The sequence below is a fragment of the Variovorax sp. GW821-FHT09B01 genome (assembly GCF_059418345.1).
This window is the reverse complement of record NZ_JBWKPQ010000033.1, coordinates 74446-86419: the sequence shown is the minus strand read 5'-3', so window position 1 is coordinate 86419 and position 11974 is coordinate 74446. Positions and strand designations below refer to the sequence as shown.

At 70.7% G+C, this 11974-nt stretch carries 10 protein-coding genes; 5 read left to right on the top strand and 5 right to left on the bottom strand.

Features of this window, described 5'->3' with window-relative positions; genetic code table 11:
- The 3 genes from AC07RV_RS42450 to AC07RV_RS42440 all read left to right on the top strand — a co-directional run.
- The coding region (locus AC07RV_RS42450; RefSeq protein WP_492716164.1) for a hypothetical protein at window positions 1-216 on the top strand (216 nt) is incomplete at its 5' end.
- Window positions 217-372: 156 nt separating this feature from the next.
- Window positions 373-2289 (top strand): ATP-binding cassette domain-containing protein, encoded by a 1917-nt coding sequence (locus AC07RV_RS42445; protein ID WP_296780276.1) that lies wholly within the window; start codon window positions 373-375, stop codon window positions 2287-2289.
- Between the two features lie 93 nt (window positions 2290-2382).
- A complete protein-coding gene (locus tag AC07RV_RS42440; protein WP_296780278.1) occupies window positions 2383-4158 on the top strand; it encodes a phospholipase D family protein in 1776 nt (591 codons plus the stop codon).
- A gap of 25 nt (window positions 4159-4183) precedes the next feature.
- Here the strand turns inward: AC07RV_RS42440 and AC07RV_RS42435 are convergent, their stop codons facing one another.
- The 4 genes from AC07RV_RS42435 to AC07RV_RS42420 all read right to left on the bottom strand — a co-directional run bounded on the left by AC07RV_RS42435 (window position 4184) and on the right by AC07RV_RS42420 (window position 9206).
- Window positions 4184-5086, bottom strand: coding sequence for a copper chaperone PCu(A)C domain-containing protein (locus tag AC07RV_RS42435; protein ID WP_296780280.1), 903 nt, complete (start codon window positions 5084-5086; stop codon window positions 4184-4186).
- Window positions 5087-5130: 44 nt separating this feature from the next.
- The gene (locus AC07RV_RS42430; protein ID WP_296780345.1) at window positions 5131-7434 is read right to left on the bottom strand and encodes a TonB-dependent receptor; all 2304 of its coding nucleotides are present in this window, start codon (window positions 7432-7434) and stop codon (window positions 5131-5133) included.
- Between the two features lie 117 nt (window positions 7435-7551).
- Window positions 7552-7923 carry a DUF2946 family protein gene (locus AC07RV_RS42425; RefSeq protein WP_057597421.1) on the bottom strand — a complete coding sequence of 124 codons (372 nt, stop codon included), beginning with the start codon at window positions 7921-7923 and terminating at the stop codon, window positions 7552-7554.
- Window positions 7924-7934: 11 nt separating this feature from the next.
- Window positions 7935-9206, bottom strand: a complete 1272-nt coding sequence (locus AC07RV_RS42420; RefSeq protein WP_444814406.1) for a TraB/GumN family protein — start codon at window positions 9204-9206, stop codon at window positions 7935-7937.
- A gap of 135 nt (window positions 9207-9341) precedes the next feature.
- Between AC07RV_RS42420 and AC07RV_RS42415 the strand changes: the two genes are divergently transcribed.
- Complete coding sequence (locus tag AC07RV_RS42415; protein ID WP_296780285.1) at window positions 9342-9755, top strand: VOC family protein; 414 nt, start codon at window positions 9342-9344, stop codon at window positions 9753-9755.
- On the top strand, window positions 9752-10960 hold the full coding sequence (locus tag AC07RV_RS42410; RefSeq protein ID WP_444814407.1) for a toxin-antitoxin system YwqK family antitoxin: 1209 nt from the start codon (window positions 9752-9754) through the stop codon (window positions 10958-10960). The genes AC07RV_RS42415 and AC07RV_RS42410 overlap by 4 nt, the downstream gene beginning before the upstream one ends.
- A 21-nt stretch (window positions 10961-10981) precedes the next feature.
- Here the strand turns inward: AC07RV_RS42410 and AC07RV_RS42405 are convergent, their stop codons facing one another.
- Window positions 10982-11956 (bottom strand): Bug family tripartite tricarboxylate transporter substrate binding protein, encoded by a 975-nt coding sequence (locus tag AC07RV_RS42405; protein WP_296780287.1) that lies wholly within the window; start codon window positions 11954-11956, stop codon window positions 10982-10984.
- Window positions 11957-11974 lie beyond the last annotated feature (18 nt).

Genomic DNA, 11974 nt, shown 5'->3' with positions numbered 1-11974 from the left:
TGTAGTCTAACACGATTTTTAAAGAACCGTCAAACTTTTTTCAACCTCTTCACCTTCAACCACCAGCAGAACAACTTTCGTCATCCGCCGCTGAAACCATCCAGCGAAGCCCTCGATTATGCACAGATTTTTCAACTTGCGTCAACTTCGAGAGAAGTTTTTTCGACTGCTTCATCAACCTGCCCTCGGCTTTCGCCTTCGGGCCTGTCGACCTGATTTGCGTTGCCGCATCATCAGCCGAGCCAGCGAGTATATGCCATTTATCCAGCCCTGCAAGAGCGCTGCAAACAAATCGACCGCCCGGCTTTCCTGCCTGCGGCAGCGCTACGCGCTGCCGCAGGCAGAACAGGCTCCTCGGATAATCCGCCCCACATGGCACTCATCACACTCCTCGACGCCCAACTGGCGTTCGGTCACGTCCCGCTGCTCGATCACACGGACTTCTCGCTCCTCGAATCGGAGCGCATCGGCCTGATCGGCCGCAATGGCGCGGGGAAATCCTCCCTGCTCAAGATACTGGGGGGACTGGAAAAGCCCGACGACGGCGCCCTCCAATATCAACAGCACCTGCGCGTCTCCTATGTGGCGCAGGAACCCGCCCTGGACATGGAGGCCGACGTGTTCACCGCCGCCAGTGCCGGGCTGTCCGAGGTGATCGCCGTGCGGGACCTCTATCTATCGGGCGCGGAAGGCCTGGACCTGGACGCCCTCCAGTCCCAGATCGAGGCCTTCGATGCCTGGAACTGGGAGCAGCGCGTCGAAGAGACGCTGCACCGCCTCCATCTGGACCGCAATGCCCGCGTCGGCAACCTGTCCGGCGGCACCCGCAAGCGGGTGGCCCTGGCCCAGGCCCTGGTCGCGGCGCCCGACGTGCTCCTGCTCGACGAGCCCACCAACCACCTGGACCTCGATTCCATCGAGTGGCTCGAGCAGCTGCTGATCGACTTCAAGGGCAGCGTGGTCACCGTGACCCACGACCGCAGCTTCCTGAACCGCGTTGCCACCCGCATCGTGGAGCTCGATCGCGGCAAGCTCGGCTCCTACCCCGGCAACTTCGAGCAGTACCTGCTCCAGAAGGAAGAGCAACTGGCCCAGGAAGCCGTGATCAACGCCAAGGCCGACAAGCTGCTGGCGCAGGAAGAGGTCTGGATCCGTAAGGGCGTCGAAGCCCGCCGCACCCGCAGCCAGAGCCGCATCGGCCGCCTCGAGGCCCTGCGCGCCAACCGCACCGCCCGCCGCGAGGTGCAGGGCAGCGTCAACATGGACGTGGCCACCGGCCAGGCCAGCGGCAAGATCGTGGCCGAGCTGACCGAAGCCTCCAAGTCTTTCGGCGAGAAGACCGTGATCCGCAACTTCAGCGGCACCATCCTGCGCGGCGACAAGATCGGCCTGCTCGGCCCCAACGGCGCGGGCAAGACCACGCTGCTCAAGCTGATCCTCGGCGAGCTCGAACCCGACAGCGGCAAGATCCGCCGCGGCACCAACCTCGAGGTCGCCTACTTCGACCAGATGCGCGACAAGCTCGACCTCGACGCCACGCTCGAGGACTTCATCAGCCCCGGCAGCGAATGGATCGAGATCGGCAGCCAGCGCAAGCACGTCAAGAGCTACCTGTCGGACTTCCTGTTCTCCCCGGCGCGCGCCAACTCCCCGGTGCGCTCCCTGAGCGGCGGCGAGCGCAACCGGCTGCTGCTGGCGCGCCTGTTCGCCCGCCCGGCCAACGTGCTGGTGCTCGACGAGCCGACCAACGACCTCGACATCGACACGCTGGAGCTGCTCGAGGGCCTGCTGCAGGACTACGACGGCACGGTGTTCCTCGTGAGCCACGACCGCACCTTCCTCGACAACGTGGTGACCAGCACCATCGCCTACGAGGGCGACGGCCGCTGGCGCGAGTACGAGGGCAGCGTGCAGGACTGGCTGATCCAGTCCCGCCGTGCGCGCGAGATCGCCGAGCAGCGCCTGGCCGCGGCCGCCACGCCCGCCGTGGCACCGCCCCCGCCTGCCGCCAGCGCGGCCAGCCCCGCACGCCCGACCGCGGCCCCCGCCGGCGCGCCGCGCAAGAAGCTCAGCTACAAGGAACAGCGCGAATTCGACGCCCTCCCCGCGCTGATCGAAGCGCTGGAAAGCGAGCAGAAGCGCGTCGCGGAAATCCTGGCGCTCGACGGCGGTGCGATCTACGCCACCGACGCCTCGCGCGCCACCGAGCTGGCGGCCCGCCATGCCCAGATCGACGACGAACTGCTGACCGCGATGGAGCGACAGGAAGAACTGGGCGCCAGCCGCTGAGTCCGCGTGCCGTCCGACGCCGGACGGCCGCGACCTCGGCTATACATGCGGCACCCAGTCCAGACAACAGAAAGCGCCGGGGGAGTCCACCGCATGCCGTTCATTCCAGCGTACCTCGGTCGTTCGACGGCGGCGGCCCTGCTGCTCGTCCTCGGCGCCTGCGCCCAATTGCCCCAGAACGTGGACCGCCCGGTGTCCACCGCGCTGGCCGCCCCGGCCGGCACGGCCCTGGCCACGCTGGTCCAGGAGCGCCGCCGGGCCGATGCGGCGCGCTACGAATCGGGCTTCCTGCTGCTCGCGGGTCCGCAGGCGGCCTACGGCAGCCGGCTGGCGCTGATCGACGGCGCCCAGAAGACGCTGGACCTCCAGTACTACGCCATCCACGTCGACGCCAGCACCGGGCGCCTGGTGCGCGGCCTGCGCGCCGCGGCCGAGCGCGGCGTGCGGGTGCGCATCCTGCTCGACGACTTCCACAGCACCGGACGCGACGCGCTGGTGCTGGGCCTGGCCTTCGTGCCGAACATCGAGCTGCGGCTGTTCAACCCGCTCGCGGGCGCGCGCGGCTCGACCTTCAGCCGGCTGCTGAATTCGGCGGGCGACGCCTCGCGCATCCAGCAGCGCATGCACAACAAGCTGTTCCTGGCCGACAACGTGCTGGGCGTGACCGGCGGGCGCAACCTCGGCGACGCCTACTTCGGCAACTCGCTCAACGGCAACTTCATCGACGTCGACGTGCTCGCGGCCGGCCCGATCGTGCAGGACCTCTCGCGCAGCTTCGACAGCTACTGGAACAACGAGCGCGCCTACCCGGCGCAGTCGCTGGTCTCGCGCGAGGAGCTGCAGGCGATCCGCGACCGTGCGCGCCAGACCGACCAGGAGCTGGCCGAGGAATCGGCCCGCGCGCGCGACCCCGCCACCGCGAACTCCGGCGACCAGCCCAAGCCGCCCGACGGCGAGCCCCGCCCCGACGGTCCGCCCACCGCCGAGCAGCGCGCGCGCGCCTGGGACGAGAAGCCGCTCGACCTGCGCAGCGCGCGCTTCGTCTGGGCGCCGGCCGCGATGCTGGCCGACCAGCCCGGCAAGATCCCGGCCGACGTGCCCGGCGGCCCGGACGGCGCGCGCGCGCCCGGCCTGGTGGTAAGCCAGCCTGAGGACAAGGCCGGCGTGTCGCGCAGCGCGGCCGCGCTCACGGCCGACTCCGACCTCGCGGCCGGCAGCGAGACGGTGGTCGAAGGGCTGCTGCAGCTCATCGGCCAGGCGCGCTCAGATCTGCTGATCATCTCGCCCTACTTCGTGCCCGGCGCCGACATGAAGCAGGCCTTCGCCGCCGCCCGCGCGCGCGGCGTGCGCATCCGGGTGCTGACCAATTCGCTGGCCTCGAACGACGCGCCGGTGGCCCACGTGGGCTACGCGCGCCATCGCGAGGAACTGCTGAAGATGGGCATCGGCCTGTACGAGCTGCGCAGCGAGCAGGCCGGCCTGGGCAGCGCCTTCGGTGGCTCCACCGGCTCGACCGGCGGCAGCAGCGTGACCGGCGAGTCGCGCGCGATGCTGCATTCGAAGGTGCTGGTGATGGACGGCCGGCTGCTGGTGGTCGGCTCGATGAACCTCGACCTGCGCTCGCAGCTGCAGAACACCGAGATCGCGCTCTTGATCCGCAGCACCGAGCTGTCGCGCCTGGCGGCCGAGCAGATCGAGCGCGGGCTGCGCGAGCGCGCGTGGCATGTCGAACTCGTCGACGGTTCGCTGGTCTGGCACGCGCCCGAGGGCAGCGGCCTGCCCGACAGCCGGACCGAGCCCGATGCCAGCCTGAGCCTGCGCCTGCTGCTCAAGCTCTTCGGACCGCTGGCGCCGGACCAGTTGCTCTAGCTAATCCGGCGCCGCGGAAGCGGCCTCAATGCTTGTGCTGATGCGCGGCCCCGCCCGCGTCGGCGCCGGCCGGCGCGCCCACGGGCAGCGTGACGTCGAGCGCGGTCTTCACGCCCTTCGCGTCCTCGAACTTCAGGGTCAGCGGCACGTTCGTGCCCTTGGCGACCGCGCCCTTCAGGTCCATCAGCATGACGTGGAAGCCGCCCGGCTTGAGCTCCACCGTCTGGCCGGCCGGCAGGTCGAGGCCGGCGCTCAGCTCGCGCATCTTCATGGTGTCGCCTTCCATCTTCATCTCGTGCACCTCGGCCACGCCGGCGGCGGGCGTGGAGATGCTCACGAGCTTGGTGCCCGTGGGCGAGGTCAGCTTCATGAAGGCGCCGGTACCGCTCTGGCCCGGCACCGACTGGCGCACCCAGCCGTCGCGCACGTCGACCGTGGCCACGCCCTGCGCCACCACGTCCAGCTTCGCGGCCGGGCGCTTCAGGCCCGCGGTGGAATTGCCCGAGGCCGGCACCTCGGCCCAGTCGGCGCTGCCCACGTCGCAGGTCTGCAGCACCTTGAACCACAGCGTGCCCGGCGTGGCCGGCGCCTTGCCGCGCACCACGAACTCGGCCTTCTCGGTGCCGGGCAGCGCGGCCTGCGCGTTCTCGGCGGTCCAGCGCACCTCGCCGCCGGCGCCCTTCTGCACATCGAGCTTCCAGCCCTTGCGCGCCTGCGCCTCGCTCAGCACGAAGCCCGCGGGCAGCTTCACCGCCAGGCCGGTGGTGGCCTTGGCGCCTTCGCAGGCATGGCCGACGCGGAAGGCGGCGTCGTAGTCGCTGCCCACGGTGACGCCGCCGGGCGGCAAGGTGACATGGGCCAGCACGGCGGCGCTGCCGGCCAGCAGGACGGCGGCGGCGACGCTGCGCAGGGTGAGGTGACGGTTCATGAGAGGTACTCCTTGAGGAAAGACGGTGAAAGACAGGGCAGGCGTCAGAGGTCGAACTTGAGTTCGCCCACGTAGGTGCGCTGCGGATAGGGGTGGAAGGCCCAGTACTTGTTGTTGTTCAGGTTGTCGATGCCGAAGGATGCGCTCCATTGGCGGTCGATGCGGTAGCGCACGCGCAGGTCGGCCACGAAGAACTTCGAGAAGCCCATGTAGGCGAAGCCGTTCGGATCGCTGTTGTCGAGCGTGCCGTACTGCTTGCCGCTGTAGCGCATGCCCAGGGTGTAGCTCCAGTTGGCGTCGGGCCGGTAGGTGGCCAGCAGGGTGGCGCGCACCTTGGGCACGCGCGGCTGCTGCTGGCCGACGCTGGCCGGAAAGCCGCTGTTGGCCGTGATCTTCGAGTTCGCGAGCGTGAGGCTGCCGCCGAGGTCGAGCCCGCGCAGGCCGACGTCGGTGGCGTTCAGCGCCACCTCGAGCCCGCGGGTGCGGATGGCGTCGACGTTCTGCACCGTGCTCACGAGGTTGGTCAGCGCCTGGCTGTAGAGCGCGTCCTTCGTGCGCTCGAAGAACAGCGTGGTGCGCAGCACGCCGTCGAGCCCCCAGCCGTCGAGGCCGCGTTCGGCGCTGAGTTCGGTGGTCCACGAGCGCTCGGGCCGCAGGTTGGGGTCGGTGTTGACGATGCGGTTGCCGTCGATCGAGCCCTGGTAGAGCTCGCTCACGGTCGGCATGCGCACCGCGCGGCCGGTCGAGGCCTTGAACAGCCAGTCGGAGGTGGCCTGCCAGGCGATCGCGGCCTTGGGCGAGTCGTAGCTGTTCCTGCGCGGCGCGAAATCGAGCAGCCGGGTCGCGTTCCCGAGCTGGCCGCCCCAGGCCTCCCAGCGCTCGTGGCGCAGGCCCAGGGTGGTCTTCCAGTCGCGCGCGAAGCGCCAGGTGTCCTGCAGGTAGAGCGACTGCAGCCGGGTATTGCCGTTGAAGGCCGAGAACGGCGTGACCGGCGGGCCGCCGATCCAGTCGAGGGTGTTGCCGACGCTGGTGCGCAGCTTGGCCGTGTCCTGCTGGAAGCCGAAGTCGACCACGTGCGCGCCCACGCCCTCGGCCGAGCCGGTGGGCCGCCAGGTGCCCGCGGCCTTGAAGGTGCGCCAGCCGCTGCCGCCCATGTCGGTGGTGCGGCCCGGCCCGCCGAGGAAGGCGCCGGGCAGCGGCGTGGTCGGCGTGCGCGAGGTGTCGCTCGCGTAGTCGAACAGGCTGGCCGCCACCTCCCAGTCGAACACACCGCCGCTGTGGCTCTTGACCGAGAGGCCGTGCATGTAGTGGGTGAGCCGGGTCTCGGTCGGCACCAGCGCGCCGCTGGGCGCGTCGAGGTTGTAGCTGCGCCCGGCGATGTTGACCCGCCCGCCGTAGACCGGCAGGCCCAGCGGATCGCGCAGCCAGGTGTCGACGCTGCCATGCGTGGTGTTGTTCCAGGCGCCCAGCGTGTAGGTGGCGCGCACCGTGGGCGAGAAGTCATAGGCCAGCTTGAGCTTGGCCTGTTCCTGCGTGGTGTCGTAGATCGTCGCGCCGCCGACCAGCCACCAGGGCTGGTTCGACGGATTGAGCCCCAGCACCGCACCGGTGACCGGGGTGCCGGCATTGCCGAGCGTGCCCGCGCTCAGCAGGCGGTTGCCGAACACCAGCGCCTGGCCCTTGCTCTGGGTGCGCGAGGCGCTGAGCCACCACGACCAGTCGCCGCTGCGGCTGCCCAGCGACAGGTCGAGCTGCTGGCCGGCCGGCGAGGAATGGCTGTTGTAGAGATCGAAGTTCGAGACGAAGCCGCTGAGCTTGACGTGGGCCTCGAACTTCTCGGGCATGCGCGTCACGTAGTCGACCACCGCGCCCACCGAGTTGCCCGGGTAGGCGGCCGAGAACGGCCCGTACAGCACGTCGACGCGCTCGATCTCCTCGGGCGAGACCATGCCCCAGCGCGGCGCGTAGGTGGCGCCGTTGCCCAGCGGGTTCGACAGCATGATGCCGTCGGCATAGACCATCGAGCGCGCGCTGTTGCCGGTGCCCGAGGCGCGCGTGGCCAGCACCGCGTGGTTGAAGTCGCCGATGTAGCGCTTGCGCACGACCAGGCTCGGCAGGTACTTGAGCGCGTCCTCGCTGTCGGTGGCGTTCACCGTCTCGACGATCTGCGCGTGCGTCGTGCCTTCGATGGTGGTCGGGATCTGCGCCGGCAGCGAGGTCGGCCGGCCGCCGGTGACGGTGATGGCGCCGAGCGCACGCTCGGCGCCGGGGGCCGCGTCAGCCGATGGCGCCGGCGCGGGTTGCGCCCAGGCGGGCGCGCCGAGCGAGGCGCTCAGCGGGAATGCCATGGCGATCGCCACGGCGCGGGAATGCTTGTTCACAGGGACGCTGCTCCACGAAACGCTGGCCAGGAAGGACCGGAGACGCCCGTCGAACGGGCGCATCCAGCCATGGACTCGAGGGTTTCAGGAGCGCGAAGGCGGTCCGCGCGCGGGCAGCGGCGCCGCGGTGGCCGCGGCCAGGCGCGCGGCGGGAATCGGCTGGAGCACGCGCCCCAGCGGCAGGGGGAGGTCGAGGGTGGCGACCGGCGGCACCGGAGGCGGCGCGCCGGTCAGCACGCACAGCGGGCAGTCCATGTGCGAGACGCCCATTTCCTGCACGCCGTCCTCGGTATGGACCACCGCCTTGACGGCGCCGGCGCTCGAGCAGACCAGCTCGATCGCCTGCGGATGCACCAGCGGCGAGGCGATCGCCGCGCCCAGCGAAAGCGCGAACCACAGCAGCACCCAGCGGCCGGCGAGGCCGAGGAAGCGGGTGTGGCGGCGCATCAGGTGCATGGCGGGCGCGATTATCGGCGCGTTTTGGACGCGGCGGGCTTGGAGGACGCCTTCGCGGCCGGCTTGGCCGTCGACTTGGCAGGGGCCTTGGCTGCCGGTTTGGCGCCCTTCGGCGCCGCCTTGCCTCCCTTGGCCGGCGCCGCCGCACGCGCGCCCGCCTTGCCCCGGACCGGCGCGGCCTTGGCCGAGCGGCCGCCGCGCGTGGCACGCGCCGAGCGCACGGGCGGTGCCGCCGCAGCTTCGGCCTCGGGTTCCTCGGCCGTTGCGGGCAGCGTGCCGCGCTCGCCCGGCAGCACCTCGGACACCGTGAAGCCCTGCGCCGCCAGCAAGGTCGGCAGGCCCTGCGCGCCGATCATGTGCAGCGCGCCCACGGCCGCGAACACCCGCTGGCCGCCCTCGTGCATGCGCGTGATGCCGGCCGCCAGGATCGGGTTGCGGTCATCGAGCAGCCGCTTCATCAGCCGTTGCTCGGCCGGCGTGCGCATGCAGTCGCACCATTCGGGGAAGCGCGAGAGCCGCGCGAGGTCGCCGCGCGCCCAGGCGTCGGCCAGCTCCTTGAGCTGGGTGCGCAACTGGCCCGATTCGAGCTCGTCGAGCGCCGAATCGATCTGCGCCGCCTCCTCCTCCTCGGAGCCGCCGGTCAGCATCTCGAGCTGGGCCGCCGGGTTCTCGAGCGCGAACACCGGCTTGTTGGCGTTGCGCGCCCACACGGCCAGCATCTCGTCGATGCCGAAGTCGGGATAGAGGCCATCGGCCCGCCCGGCCAGGCCGGTCAGCGCCGTCACCTGCAGGATCGGCTGCAGCGCCGCGTTGGCGCCCGGCGTCACGCAGGCGATCTCGTTCTGCCGCGCCAGCCGCTGCGCGCGCTCGCCGCTGAGCAGCCGCGCGACCAGCGCCGGGTCGGCCGGCTGGGTCAGCGGCTTCATCGCGGCGGGATCGCGCACGTCGATCTCGAGCGCCAGCGCATCGCTCTGGCCGAGCGCGCGCTGCACGGTCGGGCCGGGGCGCAGCCAGGGTGCGCGCCCGAGGTGGATGGTGCCGTACAGCCACGAGGTGCGGCCGTCCTTCTCGATGCGCCACAGCAGGCCGCGGTCGGCGCCGCTGCGCTGGTCGCTCGAACTGCGCGAACGCTCGAGGCTGCCGATGGCCGAGGGCGGGCAGGCCGCCTGCGCCGCCACGCCGGCCAGCGCGCAGCAGGCGCCGACCAGGGCCGGCAACGCGCCGCGCGCCCAGGAGAAGGGGAAACGGAACGAAGAGAGGAAAGATGAGGAGACCAGGCGCATGCGCCGTGCCGACCGATCGGACGGCTTGTCGATTTCGCGCCTCGGTGCAACCAGTGCCCGGAGTATCCGCAAGGCTCGCTCCATGAAGAAAGAAAGTCCGGCATTACAACAGCACCGCTGCCCATAATCCGGAACATGCAGAGCATCTTCCATCTCGCCTTCCACGTGCGCGACCTCGACACCGCACGCCGCTTCTATGGCGAGGCCCTCGGCTGCACCGAAGGCCGCAGCACCGACACCTGGGTCGATTTCGACTTTTTCGGCCACCAGATCTCGCTGCATCTGGGCGAACCCTTCGCCACCACGCGCACCGGCCGCGTCGGCGATGCGATGGTGCCGATGCCGCACTTCGGCATCGTGCTGGCGCTGACCGACTGGCAGGCACTGGCCGCGCGGCTCGAGGCCGCCGGCACCGACTTCGTGCTCAAGCCCCAGGTGCGCTTCGAAGGCCAGCCGGGCGAGCAGTGGACCATGTTCTTCTGCGACCCCTTCGGCAACCCGATCGAGGCCAAGGGCTTCCGCTCGCTCGACGCGCTTTACGACAAGTGACCCACGCTCCGGTCCGGCCGGTCGATGTTCCGCGGCTCGCGGCGCGGCTGGCCCTGGCCGCGACGCTGGCCCTGCCGCTGCTGTTCGGCGCCACCGCCGCGCGCGCGGCGCAGGACTGCGAGCTCAACGGCCAGCCGGTCAACCCCGCCAACGGCGGCGAAACCGCGCGCAAGACCGGCGTGCTGCGCTGCAAGGACCGCGGCAGCGGCCAGCTGCTGCGCGAGGAGCAGATCCAGAACGGCGTCTTCATGGGCCTGGTGCGCGTCTACGAGAACGGCCGGCTCGCGAAGGAGCACACGCTCAACGCCAAGGGCAACATGCACGGTCTGGCGCGCGAGTTCGCGCCCGGCGGCCAGGTGCTGCGCGAGGCCACCTACGACGACGGCCAGGAGCGCGGCCTGGTGCGCAGCTTCTATCCGGGCGGCAAGCTGCGCCGCGCCAGCTTCTATCCCGACCAGGGCGGCGACCGGGCCTCGGCCGAGTTCACCGAGCGCGGCCAGCTCTCGGCGCTGCGCTGCGGCAACGCGCCGATGCTGGCGCCCGCGGCCGACGACGCGCGGCTGTGCGGCTTCGGCGGCGCGCCCTCGCAGGTCGAGCTGTTCGACGCGCGCGGCACCCTGCGCTCGCGCCAGTCCTACCTGGCCGGCAAGCGCGTGCGCACGCAGGATTTCTACGACAACGGCAAGCCCTCGCAGCTCGACGAGATCAACGGCAACCAGCGCACCGAGCGCCAGTTCTCGTCCGAGGGCGTGAAGCGCCGCGAGACCGTGTCACTGCTGGGGGCGGCACGCTCGGCGATCCGCCTGCGCGACCAGGAGTTCTCCGAGCGCGGCACGCTGGTGCGCGACCAGCGCTGGAACAGCGCCGGCGAGCCGATCGGCGACGACAGCTACTACCTCAACGGCCAGCCGCACACCAAGTCGGCCTACAGCGGCACGGGCAGCGCGCGCACGGTGCTGGTCACCGAGTTCCACGACAACGGCCAGCGCGCCGCGCTGGGCCGCTACCTCGTGGGCGGGCGCGGCGCGCGGCAGCTGCCGCAGGGCACGCACCAGCGCTTCGACGAGAAGGGCACGCTGGTCGCCGAATCGAGCTTCGACGCGCGCGGCCGCGTCACGCGCGAGCGCAGCTGGGACGAGAACGGCGAGCTGGTGCGCGACGACGAGGTGTTCGAGGACGGCTCGCGCAAGGCCTACGCGCGCTGACGAGCCGCCCCCCCGGGACACTTAATCGAGCTTGATGCCCGCCTGCTTGATGATCGGGCCCCAGCGATTCGACTCCGCGCGCGACAGCGCCGCGAACTGGGCGGGCGTGCCGGGCATGGCTTCCATGCCGAAGTCCTCGAAGCGCTTCTGCACCTGCGGATTGGCGAAGGCGCGGTTGAGGTCGCCGTTGAGCTTGTTCACCATCGCCGCGGGCAGGCCGGCCGGGCCGAGCACGCCCTGGAACGCGAACACCTCGGAATTCGCGACGCCCACCTCGGCCAGCGTCGGCACCTCGGGCAGCAGCTTGCTGCGCGCGCCCGAGCCGATGGCCAGCACGCGCACCTTGTTGGCCTTCATGATCGACAGGCCCGAGGCCAGGTCGAGGAACATGCACGGCACCTGGCCGCCCATCACGTCGGCCATGGCCGGCGCGGCGCCGCGGTAGGGAATGTGGGTGATGAAGCTGCCGGTGCGCACCTTGAACATCTCCATCGCCAGATGGTGCGGCGAGCCGTTGCCCGGCGAGGCGTAGTTGACCTTGCCGGGATTGGCCTTCACGTAGGCCAGGAACTCCTTGAAGGTCTTGGCCGGGAAGTCCGGGTGCACCACCAGCGCCAGCGGGAACTTGCCGATCGCGCCGATGTAGCTGAAGTCCTTCTCGGGATTGAAGGGCAGCTTGCCGAACAGGTGCTCGTTGAAGGCCAGCACCGCGTTGTCGGCCGACAGCACGGTGTAGCCGTCGGGCTTGCTCTTGGCGACCATGTCGGCGCCGATGTTGGTCGAGGCGCCGGGGCGGTTGTCGATCACGATCTGCTGGCCGAGCGTCTGGCGCATGGCCTCGGCCAGCGCGCGCGCGATCACGTCGGTGCCGCCGCCCGCGGGATAGGGCACCACCCAGCGGATCAGTTGCGAGGGATAGTCCTGCGCGCGGGCGAAGGGCGCGGCGGCCACGGCGGCGCCCGAGGCGAGCGTGGCAAGGAGGGTACGGCGGTCCATGAGGGTCATCTCCAGGTT